Source organism: Salinicola salarius (assembly GCF_002179555.1).
GTDB lineage: Bacteria > Pseudomonadota > Gammaproteobacteria > Pseudomonadales > Halomonadaceae > Salinicola > Salinicola salarius_A.
In genome coordinates, this window is sequence record NZ_NHOU01000032.1 from 1 (window position 1) to 20,413 (window position 20,413).

General features: G+C 57.3%; 15 protein-coding genes and 3 pseudogenes. 9 read left to right on the forward strand and 9 right to left on the reverse strand.

All coding sequences use genetic code 11. From position 1 onward, the window contains the following. Together CCD76_RS19825 and CCD76_RS16335 are read right to left on the reverse strand one after the other, a co-directional pair. Positions 1-126, reverse strand: a pseudogene (locus CCD76_RS19825) (ISL3 family transposase); the annotation flags it as partial. A gap of 114 nt (positions 127-240) precedes the next feature. Continuing rightward, positions 241-1,680: an MFS transporter gene (locus CCD76_RS16335; RefSeq protein WP_198517598.1), complete on the reverse strand. Its 1,440-nt coding sequence runs from the start codon at positions 1,678-1,680 to the stop codon at positions 241-243. 356 nt (positions 1,681-2,036) lie between these two features. Here CCD76_RS16335 and CCD76_RS16340 point away from each other — a divergent pair, with 356 nt between their 5' ends. Next, a complete protein-coding gene (locus CCD76_RS16340) occupies positions 2,037-2,240 on the forward strand; it encodes a heavy-metal-associated domain-containing protein (protein WP_087720496.1) in 204 nt (67 codons plus the stop codon). A gap of 43 nt (positions 2,241-2,283) precedes the next feature. Here CCD76_RS16340 and cueR read toward each other — a convergent pair whose 3' ends face one another. Further along, entirely contained in the window at positions 2,284-2,787 is a 504-nt protein-coding gene (gene cueR, locus CCD76_RS16345) for a Cu(I)-responsive transcriptional regulator (protein ID WP_373419427.1), read from the reverse strand. 48 nt (positions 2,788-2,835) lie between these two features. Then, positions 2,836-5,376, reverse strand: coding sequence for a heavy metal translocating P-type ATPase (locus tag CCD76_RS16350; RefSeq protein ID WP_198517597.1), 2,541 nt, complete (start codon positions 5,374-5,376; stop codon positions 2,836-2,838). Between the two features lie 355 nt (positions 5,377-5,731). Between CCD76_RS16350 and CCD76_RS20430 the strand changes: the two are divergent. Continuing rightward, positions 5,732-5,920: pseudogene (locus CCD76_RS20430) on the forward strand (hypothetical protein); the annotation flags it as partial. Positions 5,921-5,979: 59 nt separating this feature from the next. On the opposite strand, the gene CCD76_RS16360 reads toward CCD76_RS20430, so the two are convergent. From CCD76_RS16360 to vapB, 3 genes are read right to left on the reverse strand one after another with little or no spacing between them, the layout of a single operon-like run. Then, on the reverse strand, positions 5,980-6,444 hold the full coding sequence (locus CCD76_RS16360) for a GNAT family N-acetyltransferase (protein WP_087720497.1): 465 nt from the start codon (positions 6,442-6,444) through the stop codon (positions 5,980-5,982). A gap of 21 nt (positions 6,445-6,465) precedes the next feature. Beyond that, the gene (gene vapC, locus CCD76_RS16365) at positions 6,466-6,882 is read right to left on the reverse strand and encodes a type II toxin-antitoxin system tRNA(fMet)-specific endonuclease VapC (protein ID WP_087720498.1); all 417 of its coding nucleotides are present in this window, start codon (positions 6,880-6,882) and stop codon (positions 6,466-6,468) included. Continuing rightward, a complete protein-coding gene (vapB, locus tag CCD76_RS16370; RefSeq protein WP_087720499.1) occupies positions 6,882-7,136 on the reverse strand; it encodes a type II toxin-antitoxin system VapB family antitoxin in 255 nt (84 codons plus the stop codon). The genes vapC and vapB overlap by 1 nt, the downstream gene beginning before the upstream one ends. A gap of 752 nt (positions 7,137-7,888) precedes the next feature. On the opposite strand from vapB, the gene cyoB reads away from it, so the two are divergent. The 3 genes from cyoB to wrbA all read left to right on the forward strand — a co-directional run bounded on the left by cyoB (position 7,889) and on the right by wrbA (position 12,599). Further along, on the forward strand, positions 7,889-9,871 hold the full coding sequence (cyoB, locus tag CCD76_RS16375; RefSeq protein WP_087720500.1) for a cytochrome o ubiquinol oxidase subunit I: 1,983 nt from the start codon (positions 7,889-7,891) through the stop codon (positions 9,869-9,871). Between the two features lie 252 nt (positions 9,872-10,123). Further along, positions 10,124-11,914, forward strand: coding sequence for a glycoside hydrolase family 15 protein (locus CCD76_RS16380; RefSeq protein WP_087720501.1), 1,791 nt, complete (start codon positions 10,124-10,126; stop codon positions 11,912-11,914). Positions 11,915-11,984: 70 nt separating this feature from the next. Next, positions 11,985-12,599 (forward strand): NAD(P)H:quinone oxidoreductase, encoded by a 615-nt coding sequence (wrbA, locus tag CCD76_RS16385; RefSeq protein WP_087720502.1) that lies wholly within the window; start codon positions 11,985-11,987, stop codon positions 12,597-12,599. A 157-nt stretch (positions 12,600-12,756) separates the two neighbouring features. Here the strand turns inward: wrbA and CCD76_RS16390 are convergent, their stop codons facing one another. After that, positions 12,757-13,413, reverse strand: a complete 657-nt coding sequence (locus CCD76_RS16390) for a TetR/AcrR family transcriptional regulator (RefSeq protein ID WP_087720503.1) — start codon at positions 13,411-13,413, stop codon at positions 12,757-12,759. 198 nt (positions 13,414-13,611) lie between these two features. Here CCD76_RS16390 and CCD76_RS16395 point away from each other — a divergent pair, with 198 nt between their 5' ends. From CCD76_RS16395 to CCD76_RS16410, 4 genes and pseudogenes are all read left to right on the forward strand, one after another. Then, complete coding sequence (locus tag CCD76_RS16395; RefSeq protein ID WP_087720504.1) at positions 13,612-15,111, forward strand: efflux transporter outer membrane subunit; 1,500 nt, start codon at positions 13,612-13,614, stop codon at positions 15,109-15,111. Beyond that, a complete protein-coding gene (locus CCD76_RS16400) occupies positions 15,108-16,304 on the forward strand; it encodes an HlyD family secretion protein (RefSeq protein WP_218777059.1) in 1,197 nt (398 codons plus the stop codon). Before CCD76_RS16395 ends, CCD76_RS16400 begins: the two co-directional genes overlap by 4 nt. Before the next feature lie 4 nt (positions 16,305-16,308). Beyond that, positions 16,309-17,841 (forward strand): DHA2 family efflux MFS transporter permease subunit, encoded by a 1,533-nt coding sequence (locus tag CCD76_RS16405; RefSeq protein WP_087720505.1) that lies wholly within the window; start codon positions 16,309-16,311, stop codon positions 17,839-17,841. A gap of 106 nt (positions 17,842-17,947) precedes the next feature. Next, positions 17,948-18,866: pseudogene (locus CCD76_RS16410) on the forward strand (DDE-type integrase/transposase/recombinase). Positions 18,867-19,173: 307 nt separating this feature from the next. Here the strand turns inward: CCD76_RS16410 and CCD76_RS16415 are convergent. After that, on the reverse strand, positions 19,174-20,406 hold the full coding sequence (locus CCD76_RS16415; RefSeq protein WP_087720506.1) for a nucleoside permease: 1,233 nt from the start codon (positions 20,404-20,406) through the stop codon (positions 19,174-19,176). Positions 20,407-20,413: the final 7 nt, after the last annotated feature.

The following is a 20,413-nucleotide window of genomic DNA, read 5'->3' on the forward strand; positions in this document are numbered from 1 at the left end:
GCCGCATTCCTCGCAGGCGATGGGATCGGGCGCGTCCACCTGGAAGTGCATTTCGTCGTCGGTGGATTTGCAGCCCAGCACCTGGTACTCAGGCAGGTGCAGGATGTTGTCGGGCATTTCGGTCATGCGGTGTTCTCCTCATGGTGGAAGCTCCATAGCTATTGCGACAGATTCCCATTAATCATCAGTGTGGCGCAGTACGGGTTTGGCAGACTGCGCCGTAAAGGGAAGAAGAACCGGTCAATGCAAGGGACTATCGCCAAGTGTGGAAACCTGTCCTTTCCTGGCGTTGACAAGTACGGCCACGATGATGGCTGCGATGCCAAGAGCAACCCCGCTCGCCGCAAGTCCCAAGCCATAACCCTGAATCAGCGCATCACCGGCTGACTGCACCAGTTCGGCATCGCCGACTTCCCGACCGCGATACAGAGAAGCAAATGCCTCGGGCATCCGACTGGCCGTGACGGAGACAGAAATGCTCGAAAGGATAGCCAGCCCCAACGCAACACCAATCTGTTGCGACGCGTTGAACAACGCCGATGCGATGCCGGTCTCCTGTGCTTGCACACCCTTCACGGCCGTCAATGCCAGCGCAATGACCGCTCCCACGAAACCGAAGGCGGTGAGGAAGGCGGCTGGCATGAAGTGCCAGCTATAGTCGAGTTGTTGCCCGATGGTCGAAAGCCAGAACAATGCAGCGCTAGCGACCAGCGCAGCCGGAGCTGCGACCTCGCGCGGCGTAAAGCGCATGACAAGCTTTGAACTGACAACAGCACCAATGATGATACCCACCCCAAAGGGCAGAAACGCCATGGCGGTCAGGGTCGGGCTATAGCTGAGGATGTGCTGCAAATAGAGCGTCAGCAAATAGATCATGCCCATGGGGCCGAAGCCCAGCAGCAGCATGGCCAGGTACGAACCGGATCGGTTGCGATCCTTGAACAAGCGGAGCGGCAAAAGTGGATCACTGCTGCGCGACTGTAAAACCAAGAACAGCGGCAGCAGGATAGCCGTAGTGGCGAATGCAATGAGCGTAATGCCATCGGTCCAGCCATGTTCACCACCACGGGTAATTCCATAGACGAGTGCTGCCATGCCGATGATGCTGGAAAGCGCTCCCGTCAGGTCGGGGCGTCCCTTGTGCAATTCCGCTTCGACAAGTGTTCTCGAACCAGTGAGCACCGCCAAACCGATGGGTACATTGATGAAGAACGCCCAACGCCAGCCAAGCAGGCCTGTCAGAAATCCTCCAAGAATCAATCCAGCAATAATGCCAAGGCCAGACATTGCTCCGTAGACGGCCATGGCCTTGTTGCGCTCCTTGCCTTCCGGAAAGGTCGTGGCGATCAACGCCAGGGCATTGGGCGCTGTCAATGCTGCGCCGAACCCTTGGAGGCCGCGCGAGGCAATCATGCTCACGGTGTCCTGGGCCAGGCCAACGAGAAGCGATGCAACCGTAAAGATCGCCATGCCGACCTGCAACATACGCCGACGTCCATACAGATCGCCCAGCCTGCCACCGAACAGGAGCAATCCGCCAAAGGCGAGAATATACGCATTGATCACCCAAGGCAGGTTCGCTGCCGAGATTCCGAGGTCATTCTGGAGTGTTGGCAACGCAATATTTGCGATCGTATCGTCAAGCACCACCATGAGCTGGGCGGTGGCGATAACGGCCAAGGCCAGACCGAGTGGGCGCTCTGGTCTGCCTGAGTGAGAAGGGGACTCTGTGGATATCGATTAACTCCTTTGTGTTTAGTGCGATTACCGAACACCGGTTGCGCTGACTTTTCACAAAAGGGTAATCGTTCCAATGGTTGGAAGGTCAAGGCTGCGTTTGCATGCCTTGCACAGAGAGACTGTCGGCATCGGCCAGGTCTTATCAATAGCCGTGCATTTGGCAGCCCGTCGGCACAGAGCACTCGACAAATCAAAGTCTGAGGCTCCGCAGTTGACCTTACCAGCGTTGGAAAGACTAGATTGGTCGCTGGGACGATCAGGTTCCTCAATTCTCTGATTCTGTGAAGGAGTTCGATATGTATCGATTCAACGTTAACGGCATGACCTGTGGCCACTGCACATCCGCCGTCGAAAAAGCCATTAAAAGTATCGACCCACAGGCGGAAATATCTACAGATATAGAACACGCCGAGGTCACCGTGCGCAGCCAGGTCAATGAGGCGCGTATCAGTGATGCCATCCGCGAGGCTGGGTACGATAATCAGCACCTTGCCGGGTAATCATTCAGGTCAGGGCAAGGACGCCGCTTCTGAAGTAGACGCGTCAGCGCTTCTCTTTCCCGCGACGTTGCGTGCAATTGGGTTCAATCCCGATAGCCCCGAAGCGCGTGGAATTAAGTTCTCGCTCACCCTTAGGCGTTCCTTTCACTACGCCATCCCCGGCCAGACCGCTGATAATCGGGCAGTCCGGCCGAGCGTCGCCCTGGCAGTTTTCCGCCAGGTGCTTGAGTGCACGGCTCATTTCCTGGAGTTCGCGCGCCTTGAGCTCAAGCTCCGCGACATGCTCAAGCGCAAGACGTTTGACGTCGGCGCTCGCACGACCCCGGTCGCGCCAGAGCGCAACCAGTTTATTCATCTGCGCCACCGAAAACCCGAGATCCCGTGCGCGCCGGATGAAGCGCAGGGTTTGCACATCCTTGTCCGAGTAATCCCTGTATCCAGCTTCAGTTCGCAACGCTTCCGGAATCAAGCCGATCGATTCGTAGTAGCGGATCATCTTCGCCGATACACCCGATGCCTCCGCTGCCTTTCCAATATTCATAGCCATGCCTCTCCAGATAACATCAAGCCTGCACTGTGGCAGGCTCGGTTGTCCTTATTTCGCTTGTGCAAATTCCACCTGTCTCTGCGACACGTCGTTGTCGTCCGTCCCCATGGGTGAGCGGAAATGACGCAATCTCAGTGCATTGCCGAGTACAAACACCGACGACAGTGCCATGGCGCCGGCAGCGAAGACGGGCGAAAGCAGGATGTCGTAGGCCGGATAGAGCACACCTGCCGCGACCGGAATCAAAGCCGTGTTGTAGGCAAACGCCCAGAACAGATTTTGTCGGATGTTGTCGATGGTTGCCTTCGACAAGGCGATCGCCTTTGGCACACCTTGCAGGTTACCCGACATCAGCACCACATCAGCCGCTTCAATGGCAATGTCCGTACCTGTGCCAATGGCAAGACCTACATCCGCTTCGGCCAGAGCGGGAGCGTCGTTGATGCCATCACCGACGAACGCCACCTTGCCGTGCTCTCCCTTAAGGCGGCGCACCGCGTCGACCTTGCCGTCCGGTAGCACTTCCGCCACCACCTCGTCGATCCCGAGTCGCGCCGCGATGGCCTTGGCCGTGTGGGCGTTGTCGCCGGTGATCATCGCGACCTTGAGCCCGAGATCGTGCAGGGCCTTGATGGCAGCAGGCGTCGTTTCCTTGATCGGGTCGGCAACGGCGATAATCGCCGCAAGCTTGCCCTCTATCGCAGCATAGAGCGGAGACTTACCCTCGTCGCCGAGGCGTTTGGCGACCTTGGAGAACGCCGCCACGTCGTGACCGAGTTCGCTCATGTAGCGGTCAGCACCTATCTCGACCCGCTTGCCACCGGCCTCAGCCTTCACGCCAAAACCCGTCACCGATTCGAAGTTCGACACGTCCGGCAGTGAGATGTTCTCCGCGGCGGCGTTCACGATCGCACGGGCGATCGGGTGTTCGGACTTGGCCTCGACGGCCGCGATCAGACCCAGGACGTTTGCACGTTCGAATCCAGCAGCCAGTTCCAGGTCGGTCAAGGCGGGTTTGCCTTCCGTCAACGTGCCCGTCTTGTCAACGGCGACGACCTTGGCGTCCTTGAGCAGTTGCAGCGCTTCGCCCTTGCGGAAGAGCACGCCCAGCTCGGCACCGCGGCCGGTGCCCACCATGATCGAGGTCGGTGTGGCCAGCCCCATGGCGCAAGGGCAGGCGATGATCAGGACCGCAACGGCGTTGACCAGCGCGAAAGTGAGCGCGGGCGACGGGCCGAAATAAAGCCATGCAGCGAAGGTGAGCGCGGCCACGGCGAAGACCGCCGGCACGAAATACATCGTCACCTTGTCGACCAGCGCCTGAATCGGCAGCTTCGACCCCTGCGCTTCTTCCACCATGCGGATGATCTGCGACAGAACGGTGTTGCCGCCGACAGCCGTCGCACGGATGGCGAACGCGCCTTTCTGGTTCACCGTTCCGGCCACGACCTCGCTGCCGTTCGTCTTGGAGACGGGGATCGGCTCGCCGGTGATCATCGATTCATCGACATAGCTTTCGCCTTCGATGAGTTCGCCATCCACCGGGATGCGATCGCCGGGACGAACCTCGACGATATCTCCCGACAGGACGGAATCGATCGGCAACTCGACCGTCTTTCCGTCCCTGCGCACACGGGCCATCTTGGCCTGAAGGCCGACCAGGCGCTTGATCGCCTCGGAGGTGCGTCCCTTGGCGCGAGCCTCCAGCAACCGGCCGAGCAGGATGAGAGTGACGATAACAGCGGCGGCCTCAAAGTAGACGTTGACGGCTCCGTCGGGCAGGAACCCCGGCGCGAAGGTCGCCACGAGCGAATAGCCATAGGCTGCCATGGTGCCGACCGCGACCAGGGAGTTCATGTCGGGGGCAAGCCGCCCGAGGGCCGGAAACCCCTTGTGGTAAAAGCGGATGCCCGGCACGAACAGAACGATGGTTGTCAACACGAACTGGAGATACCAATTCGTCTCCATGCCGATCGTTGAGGCAATCAGGTCGTGCATGCCAGGAATGAGGTGTGAGCCCATCTCCAGAATGAAGACAGGCACGGTCAACACCGCTGCAATCGTGAAATCACGTGTCAGTCCACGGCGTTCCGCGTCCTTCTTCTCGGTGCGCTCATCGGTCTCGCCCCGACTGCTACCCGTAGCAGCCGCGATTACCCTGGCATCATATCCCGCGTTCTCGATAGCCGTCACCAAGGCGGTCGCATCGGCGCTGCCCTGGATCGTGGCTCTTTCAGTCGCAAGGTTGACAACGGCACTGGTGACGCCGGGCACAGCCTTGAGCGCCTTTTCGACGCGACCGACACAGGACGCGCAGGTCATACCTTCGATGGAAAGCTCTGTGGTCTCAGCAGGCACCGAATAGCCAGCTTTCTCGATAGCGTTGATGAGTGATCCGCGGTCGAGTGGCGAAGCGGACTGGATATCGGCACGTTCGGTCACCAGGTTCACCGTAACAGTGTCAACGCCCTCGACCTTCTTGAGTTCAGCCTCCACGCGCCCGACGCAGGAAGCGCAACTCATACCTTCGATGGGAAAGCTTGTCACCGTCACAGCCGACGGATTCAATTTGTCTTGAGTATGCATCATTCGTCTTCTCCACAAGCATCTCCTGATGATATTCCAGAAAGATAAACCTTCCTATTGTGGGAAGGTCAAGCGCTAAATTTCCTGATGCATAGTTACCACACCCAGTACTTACGGGAACATCGAATCCGGGTTTAGGTTGAAAACTCCATACGAGTGTTGTCAGCAGTCAGTGGCACATCGGACAAATTCGCGCTAAGGGAGCGTTCGAGGTAGACAGAAGGATGCGCGATGAATTCTCTAGTACCACAATCCTTACGCATTTGTTCCAGGCCTCGCCAACCAGTTTTTCCGTTGGGAAAGTGTAATCTGTGATTGCACGCCAAAGAGAAAATCAACCAGCTAATCCGAATACCCAAAAATTCGTGAAGTGCATGGTAAGCGCGTCGAGGTTTACGGCGTGCCTCAGCTCACCGCGAACTCCCTCATCCGTGCTGCGAGCCAGTTCATACCGATTGAGCGCGACCTGCTGCTGGGTTTGAGGCCACGAAAGAGCTTATCAGCACCGTCACAAAAGGGCGTTCGCTCGCAGGAAGAATTGCACTGACTCAAGAAGCTTTTTGGGTTGTTGCGCCCCTCATTGAGCGGAAAGCAGTAGCTTGGGCATCAGGTTAGCGGCTTTTGCATGAGATAGAGGTCGCAATCGGGATACTGGACGATGCCGGCGTGTTGCCACCCGTGGCTGGTGTAGAGGTTTTGGCTGTCTGTTGTCGTCAGATAGATCATCTCTTCACCTAGTCGTCGCGCAGCTTGTTCCACCGCTTGAATCAAGAGACCGGCGACGCCGTTAGCGCGATGGTCAGGGTGAACGAAGACGGCGGCCAGCCAAGGCCGGAGATCAGGGCGAAGTTCGCAATCGTCTTCAAATAGGCTTGCCATGCCGATTGGCCGGTCATTGACGTGCGCAACGAAGGTGAGCGGCATGACCGAATCGCTTGCTGCTTGCCGGAACCGCTCCAGCGTACTTTCAAGTGTGCGTGTCGAACCGACGCCCCACTGGCCGTAGGTCCATGCCGCGCAGGCATCGATAAAGTCTGGCCGATCAACGAGCGAGCTGATTGTCACAGGCATGGAATTCTCCAAAAAGCGGCATCATCGTTCGTTATTAGAATTCGACCAATTAACGACAACCAACCCCGGCACGCGGTCAAACTCGCGTTCATTGTTCGTCACCACCGTCAGTCCACGGCTGCGTGCATGAGCGGCGATCATCAGGTCATAGGCGCCAATTGGAGTGCCTGAGCGCTCCAAGCCAGCACGAATCTCGCCGAAGTGGCTGGCGGCAGCGTCATCGAAATCCAGCACGGTGAGCCGCGCGGCGAAATTTTCGACGACCGATAGATTGTGCGCCGGCTTGGCCGATTTCTCTGCGCCGTAGATCAGTTCGGCGAGCGTCACCGACGAAATACAGAGTCTTGCCACGTTCGCGTTGAAAGTCTCGCGCAAAAAGAGCGGCCGATTCTTGATGACATAGATGCAGATATTGGTATCGAGCAGGTAGCGCAGCATCAAAAGGCCTCGCGCTTCTGGGGCTCGGGCTGATTGCGGTCATCACGGGTGTCGGTGCCACTCATGAAGTCGCTAGTCACCGCGTGACGCTCGTCGGATTCGAAGAAATCGTCCCAGCTGGTTTTACTCGGGGTAATCAAGCGACTGTTGCCGAGGGAGACAATAGTGACTTCGGAGACGCCCTCTGGAAACGCTACCGCTTTTGGCAAGCGCACGGCCTGGCTTTTGTTCGACAGGAATAGCTTGGCATTCATGATAGCTCCTCCTTGGGTATATCCCGTTCGTATATCCCCATTCTATGGCCGGCTTCGCCACTTATACAAGACAGGCTTAGGTGGTTTTTGTTGCCAGCCGACTTGGCGAGAGTGTACGAGAGCGAAGTGCGGCCATTCGCTTGGTGCCAGCATAGGAGCTTCGCTTATGAGCCAGATGAACGACAACGTATCGGCTGACTGTGATATTCGAAGGGTCACTCTGTGATTGAGAACCAGGTCGCCAGGGCCTGATCGGCGACTACTTCAGGGTTGCGCGACTGAAGCCGGCCTTGACTCGGCGAATGCATTGGCCATGCCCTGCTCTTCCCTCATTGCTGATCTAAATCCAGAGCATACCATGCCAAGTGTTTTATCATACCGAATAGTCCGGTTTTGTTTTTGCTCATGTTGACCATATGAAGCCCTTGTCGCATAATGTTTTTTCTTATACGAACCGACCGGTTCGGTTCGATTTCAGAGAAATGTTTAGCCTGAAGGCGGTGACCATGCAGTGTCAGCTAATTTCCTGTGTTGCAACGTCACGTGGGCGGGGAGCGTGGAGCCCCCGGTGGCGACAGCCACAGCAGTACCTTTGCTCTTGTGGTGTTCTGAGCTCGTGCGCGCTGATTTCGAATATCGGACCGGTAATCTCGCAGTTGTCAGCCCTGGCAAGCGGCACAGAGCGCCATGGCAAGCATAACGAAGCACAGGAACTTCAATACCCATGAGAACGCAGGTGGCGGAGTAACGTCATGTTCGGAAAACTCAGTTTAGATTCGATTCCCTGGCACGAGCCGATCATTATGGTCACGGCGGGGGTGGCAGCCATTCTTGGGCTCCTGCTAATGGGTTGGATTACACAAAAAAGGTTATGGGGCTATCTATGGAGCGAGTGGATCACTTCCATCGACCATAAGAAAATCGGCGTCATGTACTTCTTGGTGGCGTTGGTCATGCTGGTTCGTGGTTTCGCTGATGCCATCATGATGCGCACGCAGCAAGCCATCGCGGCTGGCGGTGCCGAAGGCTATCTACCGCCCCCTCACTATGATCAGCTCTTCTCCGCCCACGGTGTCATCATGATCTTCTTCGTCGCTATGCCCATGGTCATCGGCTTGATGAACCTGGTGGTACCGCTGCAGATCGGGGCTCGCGATGTCGCCTTCCCGTTCATGAACAACCTGAGCTTCTGGCTGTTCGCTGTCGGCATGATCCTGGTCAACCTCTCTTTCGTGATTGGCGAGTTCGCCAAGACCGGGTGGCTGGCGTACGCGCCCTTGTCGGAGTTGCAGTACAGTCCAGATGTCGGCGTCGATTACTGGATATGGGCATTACAGATATCAGGGATCGGTACCACGCTGACGGGTATCAACTTCTTCGTCACCATCCTGAAGATGCGCACCAAGGGCATGACGCTGTTCCGCATGCCGATCTTCACCTGGACGGCACTGTGTGCCAACGTTCTGATCATTCTGTCATTCCCGATTCTGACGGCCACCATCGCGCTGCTGACGCTGGACCGTTATCTGGGCATGCACTTCTTCACGAATGACATGGGCGGCAGCCAGATGATGTACGTCAACCTCATCTGGGCCTGGGGCCACCCCGAAGTCTACATCCTGATTCTGCCGGCCTTCGGCGTCTTCTCCGAGGTCATCGCGACCTTCACCAAGAAGCGTCTGTTCGGCTACAAGACGATGGTCTGGGCAACGGCGGCTATCACCGTGCTCTCCTTCATCGTATGGCTGCACCACTTCTTCACCATGGGCGCAGGTGCCAACGTCAACGCCTTCTTCGGTATCATGACGATGATCATCGCCATTCCGACCGGGGTGAAGATCTTCAACTGGCTGTTCACCATGTATCGCGGACGCATTCAGTTCACCACGCCCGTCCTCTGGACCATCGGCTTCATCATCACCTTTACCCTGGGTGGTATGACCGGTGTCATGCTGGCGGTGCCAGGTGCGAACTTCGTGTTGCACAACAGCCTGTTCGTCATTGCCCATTTCCACAACGTCATCATCGGCGGCGTGGTGTTTGGCATGATGGCCGGTCTCACCTACTGGTTCCCGAAGGCGTTCGGTTTCACGCTGAGCGAAAAATGGGGCAAGCGTTCATTCTGGTGCTGGCTCGTCGGCTTCTATCTTGCCTTCATGCCGCTGTATGCATTGAGCTTCTTCGGTGCCATGCGTCGCATGCAGTCCTACGAGCAGACCGAGTGGCAGCCGCTGATGATCGTCGCCTGGTGCGGCGCCGTGGTCATTGCCATGGGTATCGCCTGCATCATCATCCAGTTCATTGTCAGTATTCGCGATCGCGAGAAGAACCGTGACGTGACCGGCGACCCGTGGGACGCGCGTACCCTGGAATGGGCGACCTCCTCTCCGCCCCCGAACTATAACTTCGCCTCGCTGCCGTCCGTCGATTCCATCGACGCCTACTGGGAGATGAAACAGCAGCCGGGCGGCTTCAAGCGTGAGCTGGCGACCCAGTTCAAGGATATCCATATGCCCAGGAACACCAGCGAAGGGCCGATCATGGGGCTGTTCAGTCTGTTCTTCGGCTTCGCCCTGATCTGGCATATCTGGTGGTTGGTCATCGTGGGTGCGGTAGGCATGTTCGTAACGTTCATGTTCCGTATCTTCAACAACGACACGGACTACCACATCCCCGCTGCCGAGGTCGAAAAGACCGAGCGTGAATACCACAAACGGTTGGAGATGCAGGCGTAGTCATGGCAACTGACACGATCAGCAATCACGACACGGGTGGCTACCGCGCCGTCGCTGAGTGGTTCGACCACGGCATAGGTCCTTGTGCGGGGCTGATGCGCAAATCGACACCGACGTAGCCGCACTGTATCGCTCATTGGGCGGTGGCTGGGAAGAGCAGCAAACGGCTCCCAAGCTTGGCGAGGGAAGGCCCGCCAACGGGTAAACCGCATGGCGATCCAATCGGCGCGGTCGCCGTAAAGGAGGAATGACATGGCGACAAGAATTGAAGACTACGCCATGATCGGCGATTGCAGAACGGCTGCTCTTGTATCCACAGCAGGTTCGATCGACTGGTTGTGCCTGCCTCGTTTCGATTCGATGGCCTGCTTCGCAGGTCTGCTTGGCACCCAAGAGCATGGTGGTTGGCGTATCGCGCCGACTACTCGGACATACACGAGCAGTCGCGCATATCTTGATGGCAGTCTCGTGCTCAAGACTCGATTCGAAACCAGGCATGGAATAGTCGACTTGATCGACTTCATGCCGACCGGTCTGGAAAGCAGTCACGTGGTGCGTATGGTCTCGGGCGTTAAAGGGAGCGTGTCCATGGAGTCAAGCCTGATGGTGCGCTTTGACTACGGCGTGACTGCGCCATGGACTAGCGAGGCGGATAGCAAAACCACGGTGATGATTGCTGGTCCTGACATGCTTGTTCTTCGCACGGAACTCGGCAGTGACATGGAAAACGGCCGGATCTTGTCGAAGCTGAATGTGAAGGAAAGCGATGAGTTTACCTTCGTTTTGAGCCATGGCCCGTCGCACTTGCCGCCGCCATCGACCATCGAGCCCGAAAGGCTATTACAGCAAACGAAGGCGTACTGGAAAGGGTGGTCTGGGCGTTGCGAGAGTGCAGGGCGGTGGACGGAGGTCGTGCGGCGCTCGTTGATCACTCTAAAGGGGCTAACCTATGCCCCGACTGGGGGCATCATCGCTGCAGCTACAACCTCGCTGCCCGAATGCATTGGTGGGGAGCGCAACTGGGACTACCGGTATTGTTGGCTGCGAGATGCCACCTTTACACTGCTTGCATTGTTGACTGCGGGATACGAGGAAGAGGCTGAGGCGTGGCGTGCGTGGTTGCTGCGTGCAGCGGCGGGTGACCCTGCACAAATCCAGATCATGTATGGCGTGGCAGGCGAAAAGCGGTTGGAAGAGTGGACGCTGCCATGGCTGCCCGGCTATGAAGGCTCAGGTCCGGTGCGGGTCGGTAACAAGGCCGCTCGGCAGCTGCAGCTTGACATCTATGGCGAGCTTTTCAATGTCATGTCGGTTGCCTCCAGAGGCGGACTTCTCCCGCTGGCGCGAGGCCTCGAATTGCGAACCGCGCTGCTCGACCACCTTGAGAAGACATGGTCAAAGCCAGACGCCGGGATATGGGAAATTCGCGGCGAGCCGCAGCATTTTACTCACTCAAAGATCATGGCTTGGGTCGCATTCGACAGGGCGGCGAGCAACGAGTCATACCAAATTGACCAGGCGGAGCGTCGGAAATACCGCCGCATTGCCGAGGAAATACACCGTAGTATCTGCGAAAACGCAATTGACCACGACCGGGGCTGCTTCGTGCAAGCCTACGGCAAGAATCACCTTGATGCCAGCCTGCTTCTGATTCCGATAGTCGGCTTTCTGCCAGTCGACGATGAACGTGTACGCAACACCGTATCGGAAATCGAACGACATCTGATGGTCGATGGATTTGTATTGCGCTACGAAACGGGAACGGGTGTTGACGGTCTGTCTGCGGGAGAAGGCGCTTTTCTCGCCTGTAGCTTCTGGTTAGTCGATAACTACGTTCTGCAAGGCAGGCTGGACGAGGCTGAATCGCTGTTCGAACGCCTCGTCTCACTGGGTAACGACGTTGGCTTGTTTGCTGAGGAATACGATCCTTCCGAAAAGCGTCACCTCGGCAATTTTCCACAGGCATTCAGCCATGTCGCGTTGATAAATTCTGCGTTTTCACTCGCAGGGCGACCGAGGCCAAGTCATCTAGAGCGCAACTAGTGCATAAACAGTGAACGACTTAGAGGCAGGTTTGATTGGCAGAGTTCTCACTAAACCAATGGAGGTCAGCATGACCAAAGTACTTGTTCTCTACTATTCAGCGGGCGGCCACACGGAGGCGCTCGCCAAAGCGGTTGCCGAGGGCGCTACCGCCACAGGAGCGGAGGTCAAGCTCAAGCGTGTCCCCGATCTCGACGAAGGAACCGCGCCTAGACGCAAGAGTCCGGACATCGAAGTGGCCACCCCCGAAGAGTTGGTCGACTATGACGCGATCATTATCGGTAGCCCCACGCGTTACGGGCGTTTGTGCGCTCAGGTCGCCAATTTCCTGGATCAGACTGTTCAGATGTGGAAAGAGGGCAAGCTTATCGGCAAGGTCGGTGGCGCGTTCACTTGTACGGCGAGCCAGCACGGAGGGTCCGAGTCCACCATATTTTCGATCCTTACCTCAATGATGCACCACGGCATCATCACCGTGGGACTTCCATACTCCTTCAAGGGGTTGCTCGAGATGGGCGAACCGGCGGGCGGCTCTCCATACGGTGCAACAACGATTACTGGTTCTGACGGTTCTCGATGGCCGTCGGAGGTTGAGCTCGCCGGTGCTCGCTACCAGGGCTCTCATATTGCAGAAGTGACGCACGCCTTGTCTGCAGGAAGAGCCATTATCAGTAACCAACCGTAGAAACCGTCGATACGTTCAGGTATTGGGGCGATGGCCTAGAACATCGCCAGAAGCTGACTCCTTCACGTGGTGGCTTCCATTATGAGCGATCGCGGATCAGTTATTGGCTAATAGAATGCCAATGCTCAAACTGAGCACTTTTCTCGCTAGAGGGTAGTCAGTGCTCTTTCTGAAAAGCGCGAAGAAACGCGGTAATGGCATCTTTTGCCCACTGGTCTCGTTGGGCAGCGGACGCCGGAGCGTCAGGGTGCATCAGGCACTGCATCTGTGCTTCGCCACGTACCATGTTAACGAAGAGCGCGGCTGCCGAGTCCACTCCCATGCCGCCGAGGTCCATTTCGCCCTTCGACGCGGCGATTTCCAACCTTTCCGCCACGATGCCGTTGATCGTGGCGGGGCCGGCGAGATAGAAACGTCTTCCCAGTTCGGGAAATCTCGGTGCTTCGGCCACGATCATACGGTAGAGCGCCAATCCATCCTGCGACAGCACGATCTCTAAATAGGCTTGGGCCATCGAATTCAAGATGTCTGCCAGGCGTTCCCCTGTCAGCTTGGGTTTGCGAACCGTCTTCAGAAACTGCTCACATTCTGCTTCTACGACGGCCGCGAACAAAGCCTCCTTGTTCGGATAATGGGCATACATGGTCGATTTCGACACGCCGGCCGCCTGCTGGATCATATCGGTGGTCGCGCCAGCGAAGCCATTGGCCAGGAAAATATCCCTGGCCGCGTCGAGAACCGCACGCGCCTTCTTGGACAGGAGAGGTTCCCTGGGTGACGCCTCGATCTTTGAGTCGATTGATGAAATGGCCATGGTTGTTTTCCCTTCCATCGCTACTGGAATAAACCCGGATCATATCACATGAGCGGTTCGAGGATACCGATCAGTTCGGTAGAAGCTTCGTCGACAAGGTCTATCTTGGTGCCATTGACGCATTGTTTATGGATCCTTGACTGTACCGAACCGATCGGTTTATTTTATATGAATCGTTGATGATCGAAGGCAACAACAATGTGGTGTCAGCTAGCGTCCTGTGGTGCAAGTCGTGTCGAGGGGGAACATAGAACCCAGAGGTGGTTGACCGTTGCCGCGATATCTTTGCTCTGTGTCGCGTTGAGCTCTTGCGCGCTGGTGCCGGACGTCGGGCCAGCGCCACAACCGATTCAGGTATCCGAATTGGCATCCAATCAAAGTCTTGCCGCGCCAGAGGCCAACTGGCCGGCCCAGGACTGGTGGACCCGATTTCATGATCATCAACTGAACGAACTGATGACCGAGGCGTTGGCTCATTCACCTTCGATGGCACAGGCCGAGGCGCGAGTACGTGAGGCGATAGCGCGCACACAGATGGCCCATTCCACGCTGTACCCGACACTCGACGCTAACGCATCGGTCACTAAACAGAAGCTCAGCTACAACTACATCTTTCCCAAAACTGCCGTTCCTCGTGGCTGGAACGACATGGGCGAGGTCACGCTCGATTTCAGTTGGGAGCTGGACTTTTGGGGGAAAAATCGCGACGCCCTGCGTGCTGCCACATCAGACGCGCAGGCCGCGGAAGCGGACGCCGCGGCGGCGCGACTGCTGCTGACCACGACCCTCGCGGATGCCTATGTGCAGTTGCAGTATCTCTATCACTATCGGGACATTACAGCCGAGACGCTTCGCAACCGGCAAGCATCTGCCCACCTTATACAGCGGCGTGCATCACAGGGACTGAACGCCCAAACGGATATCGAGGAAGCCGCGGCCAGAATGGATGCCGCCAAGGCCGCTCTGGCCGAGGCCAACGAGCGGATACAGCTCGCCAAGAATGGCATCGCCGCCCTGTTGGGCAGAGGCCCGGACAGAGGGCTCGATATTGCACGGCCATCACTGTCGAGCCGCCGGCCGATTGGAGTTCCTGCCGCATTGGACGCCAACCTGTTGGGACGGATTCCCGAGGTGGTCGCCGCACGTTGGCGTGTCGAAGCCGCTGCCAAGCGCGTCGGCGTGGCACGGGCCGCGTTTTATCCGAACGTGAATCTCATGGCGTTCATCGGGTTCCAGTCCCTGGGGCTCGACAACCTGACCCGCTCCGGCTCGGATGTCGGCAGCGTCGGGCCGGCAATCAGTTTGCCGATCTTCGAGGGTGGGAGACTACGTGCCAACTATCGCGGCGAGCGAGCTGAATATGATTTCGCCGTGGCGTCCTATGACCAAGCATTGACCCAAGCACTGCACGAGACCGCGGATGCACTTCGTAGTCTGATGGCCCTCGCCGACAGGTTGGCGGCAACCGACTCCGCCCTGGCCCACAGCAAAGAATCATATCGCCTGGCAAAAGCACGTTATCAGGGAGGTCTCGTCGATTACCTGACGGTGCTCACCGCTGAGGACGCGTTGCTTCAGGCACGACTGGCTGATGCCGCTATTCATGCCCGCGGATATTCCCTCGATGTGGCATTGGTGAAAGCCCTGGGGGGCGGATTCGAGTCACATTCAACCATTGAGGCGCGAGTAAAGCCGTGAGTATTGAACACGACGAAACCAAGGGTAATGAACAGCCAGAACCCGCTGACAAGACGGCCATGAAAAATACGGCCATGAAAGGGAAACGCAAGAAAATGCTCCTGGCATTCTGCGTCCTTCTGGTTCTGGTTGGTGTGTGTTATGCGATTTGGCTGATCTTCTTCGCGGGAAAGAGCGTCTCCACGGATAACGCCTACACCGACGTTGAGGTGGCAGAGGTCACGCCGCTAGTCAATGGCCCGGTCAAGGAGGTCAAGGTGGTAGATACCCAGACCGTTCACGCCGGTGATGTTCTGGTGGTGCTTGATGATACCGATGCCAGGATTGCCGTCAGGCGGGCCGAGGCGGATCTGGGGAGTGCTCGTCGGAGGGTCCAGCAGATCATGGCCAGTGACAAGACGCTCACCGGGCAGTCTGATCAGCGCGGAGCCCAGATACACGGTGCTGAGCAAGCGGTCGCCAGGGCTCGCGCTAGATACGATAAAGCCGTGCTTGACGAGAAGCGTCGCCGGAACCTCGTGGAAGGCGGGGCCGTGTCCAGGCAGGAGTTTACTGATTCTCAGGCAGAACTGCGCGAGGCAACAGCGGCTCTGGAGCAGGCGGAAGCCAATCTCACGGCATCGCGTGCCGCCAGTGTATCGGCGCAAGGAGAGCGGCAAGCCAATCAGGCTCTGTTCATGGATAGCACGATAGAGACCAACCCCATCGTTTTGACCGCCAAGGCACGCTTGGAAAAAGCTCGCATCGATCTCGATAGAACCGTCATACGAGCGCCGGTTGATGGCATTGTGACTCAGAGATCAGTGGATATTGGCCAGCATGTTCAGTCAGGCATGCGTCTGATGAAGGTCGTACCCATTCAAAATATCTATGTGAACGCCAACTTCAAGGAAACCCAATTGGCTCATGTCAAACCAGGGCAAAAGGTTCACCTGACCTCTGACCTCTATGGCGATGATGTGGTCTACGACGGCATAGTCGAAGGGTTTGCCGGGGGGAGTGGGGCCGCCTTGTCGGTGATACCGGCTCAAAACGCCACTGGCAACTGGATCAAAGTGGTGCGGCGTCTGCCGGTGCGCATTCGTCTCGAGCCCGAACAGCTCATAAAGCACCCCTTACGTATCGGCTTGTCGATGGAAGCAACCGTCGACCTGACATCCTCGGGGAATCCCCGAGGTCACGTGCAGGAATAGATCCATGTCCTCCTCGGAATTTCCACCGCTATCCGGTTTTAAACTCGCCTTCGCGGCGATCGTTCTTGCGCTGGGAAATTTCATGGTGGTGTTGGATACCACTATCGCTAATGTTGCAATGCCGACGATATCGGGTTACCTCGGCGTATCGACGAATGAAGGAATCTGGATAATTACTTCCTACGCTGTCGCGGAAGCAATTACCGTTCCACTCTCCGGTTGGCTCGCGCTGCAATTTGGCCAGGTTCGTGTTTTCATCGTATCGGTTGCTGGATTCGTCATATTCTCCGTATGCTGCGGCCTCTCATGGTCCCTGCCGAGTCTGGTGGTTTTCCGGATATTACAGGGGCTTACCGGCGGACCTTTGATACCCCTTTCCGCAACACTGCTGCTAGCCGTCTTCCCAAAAGAAAGATCCAATATTGCAATGGCTCTTTGGGGAATGATGACTGTGGTGGCACCGATTTTTGGCCCGATACTTGGCGGCCTGATTACCGATAACTGGCGCTGGCAGTGGGTGTTTTACATCAATATTGGTTTCGGCCTGTTGGTGGGGATAGGAAGCTGGTGGGTATTGAAGGGACGTGAAACGATTATTCGGCGCTCGCGTATCGATGGAATTGGCTTGGCGCTTCTCGTTATTTTCGTGGCAGCGTTTCAAGTGATGCTCGATAAAGGGCGAGACCTGGACTGGTTTTCGTCCAATTTCATTGTGGGTTGCGCCATTGTGGCAGCGATATCACTGATTGTACTTATCATATGGGAGTTGACTGATAAAGCACCCGTTATCGATTTGTCTGTCTTCAAATCGCGTAATTGGTTGGTCTCTACGATCGCCCTTTGTCTGATGTTCGGCATTTTCTTCGGCAATATCGTCTTGACGCCACTGTGGTTACAAAAGTTCATGGGATATACCGCAACTTGGGCAGGCTATGCGACGGCACCCATGGGCATCCTTGCCGTCGCGACCGCGCCTATCATTGGCCGACTGTTGCCAAAAGTCGATCCACGCTGGCTGGTCAGCTATGGCATGGGCGTTCTGGCGGTTTCGTTCGGTATGAGAGCACTGCTGACAACGCAGATAGATTTCATGTCCGTGGCAATCCCGATGTTTGTACTGGGCGCGGGCGTACCCGCCTGCCTCATCACGCTCACATCCCTGGGGGTCTCCGATCTTCCAGAAGAGAAAGTCGCGGGTGGCGCGGGACTGCAGAACTTCCTTCGTGTCTTGTGCATGGCGGTTGGCTCGTCGCTCACCCAGACCTATTGGGAACACATGACCAAGTTCAATCGTGAGGAACTTGTTACGGCTATCGATCCCCAGGCGTCCATGCACGTAAGTTCACAGCTCGAGCATTTAGGCATTCCCACCCAAAGCGCAGTGGCGATGTTCTCGCAAATCGTGGACAGTCAGGCGGTCATGTTGGCGACCAACGACTTCTACCAATCCGCGACGATTATGATGCTTGCGTCCATTGGCGTTATCTGGTTCATCAAGCGGCCGAAAGGGCCGCTTAAGCAAGTCACGGGGCACTAGGGCTGCATGGCTAACTGTAGGGTTCCTGATGATCAGATGAGTCATAGCAATTATCCTCTACTGGCAGCCAGAGAGCTTCTACAGCAATTCATCTAGGAGCAGAGACATGGACATCAAGCTGCATAAGCAAGCTACCACCACCGAAGATTCGTGCCGAGATCCAGGCGGCACCCGCCAGCATCAGTAACAGCGAGTTGGCCCGCCAGTACGGTGTCGGCGATTCGACCATTCTCCGTTGGCGGTATCGAGACGATGTCCATGACCGTTCACATACGCGGCATAACCTGCTGTCCACGCTGACGACCGAGCAGGAAGAGGTACTGATCGCTGCACGGGCGTTCCTGCGACTTGCTGGTCGTGGCACGCGAGTTCCTGAATCCTCGGCTGTCACGCTCCGGCCTGCACCGCATGCTCAAGCGACGTGAGGTGCCAACGCTGGCGGAGCTGGCCCGGCAAGATGCCGGCGGTGACGAGGCGCTCAAGCACAAGCCCTTCAAGGACTATGCGCCGGGGATAGTGCACATCAACATCAAGCACCTGCCCCAGACGCCCGATGAGCAGCAGAAACGCTACCTGTACGTGGCCATAGACCGAGCGACCCGATGGGTATACCTGGAGGTCAGAAGCAGCCAGTCCGCGCAGGACGCGCAAGCGTTCATGAAGCGGGTGAAAGAGAGGGCCCCCTTTATGATCCAGACCGTGCTGACCGACAACGGCAAGTCCTTCACGGATCGCTTCACGCGAGCCGATGAGCGCAAGCCAAGCGGTCGCCATCCCTCCGATCAGGCGTGCCAGGCCTATGGCATCGAGCATCGCCTGATCAAGCCGGGCCGGCCACTCGGCGCTATGCTTCAGGCGAGGACTTGGAACAGACGCTCAAACGTTATTGCTGGCTGTACAATCATCACATCCCGCAGAAGGCGCTACCCCATCAATCACCGGTTGCAGCGATGAAGGAATGGCAGGCTAAACGACCTGAACTATTTACCCAGCGGGTAATGAATCACGCGGGACCCGACACGTAATTACTGGTAGCTTCTGACTGAATGCCTTCTTATGGAGCGGGGGTAAACATGGTTTGTAAACATTTTGAAGTGCTAATCGACGTAAGGCACCTGTAGGCTCCTACCCTCGAGTGATGCCTCTGCGCCAAGCGATGACGTAGTAACATCTGCCACACGGTAATAGTAGATTGTCTGTGACTTAGATCGCCTCACGACTGCTTGGGCATTCCGTAGCACACGAAGGGGCGGGCTCAAAGGCAGCAGTGCTGATTCGTGAAGTACCGGCCGAGTTCGCCGGCATGGCGCCGGCGAACTGACTGAATCCCTTTCAGGTACGTTTCACCTCGGGCGTTTCCTTGGCGCGATCCTTGTCCTTGAAGGCCACTAGGAAGAGCAGCAGGACGGCGAGGGCGAAGCATGCGGGGAACAGCCAGATGCCTTGCCAGTCATGACCGCCCGCGGTGGCGTAGTGGTCGGTGATCAGGCCGGCGACCCAGAACCCGATCAGCATGCCGACACCGTAAGTGGCCAGCGTGATCATGCCCTGGGCGGCACTCTGGAAGCGTTCGCCGGCGCGTGCGTCCGTGTAGATCTGTCCAGAGACGAAGAAGAAGTCATAGCAGACACCGTGCAGGGCAATGCCGATCAGCAGCAGGAAGACGCCTTCACCGGCATCGCCGACGGCGAAGAGGGCGTAACGCAAGGCCCAGGCCAGCATGCCGACGATCAGCGTGATCTTGATGCCGAAGCGGTGGATGAACACCGGCAGCAGCAGCATGAACAGGACTTCCGAGACCTGTCCCAGGGTCATCTTGCCGGTGGGGTTGGCCACGCCGATCTCCGCCAGGAAGGGATTGGCGTTCTGATAGTAGAAGGCCAGCGGAATGCAGATCAGTACCGAGGCGACAAAGAAGATCGCGTAGTTGCGGTCATTGAGCAGTTTAAGGGCATCGAGTCCAAGGATCTCCTTCAGGCCGCCCTTGTGGTTGTTTGCCTTGGGGGGCGTGGCGGGCAGGCTGAAGCAATAGAGGCCCAGTGCCAGCGAGGCGATGGCACACATCAGGAAGGTATTGCGCAGCGCGCCGTCGGCGATGGCCTCGGCGCCGTCCCAGGAGAAGAGGTAGCTGATCGCCAGTCCGGCGAGGATCCAGCCGATGGTGCCCCAGACCCGAATCTTGGCGAATTCCTGCGAGGGATCGCGCATCTGGCGAAAGGAGACCGAGTTCACCAGCGCCAGGGTGGGCATGTAGAGGATCATGTAGACCAGCACCAACGGATAGAAGGTGGTGAAGTCCTGGGCGCGGTACAGACCGAACATCAGGGCGGCACCGGCCAGGTGCAGCACGCCGAGGATGCGCTCGGCGTTGAAGTAGCGGTCGGCGATCAGGCCGATGATGAAGGGCGCGATGATCGCGCCCCATGACTGTGTCGAGAAGGCCATGCCGATCTGGCTTCCGCTGGCGTTCAGGTTCTGAGAGAGGAAGGTGCCCAGGGTGACGAACCAGCCGCCCCAGATGAAGAACTGCAGAAACATCATGATGCCGAGCCGTGTGCGTAGCATGGCGAAC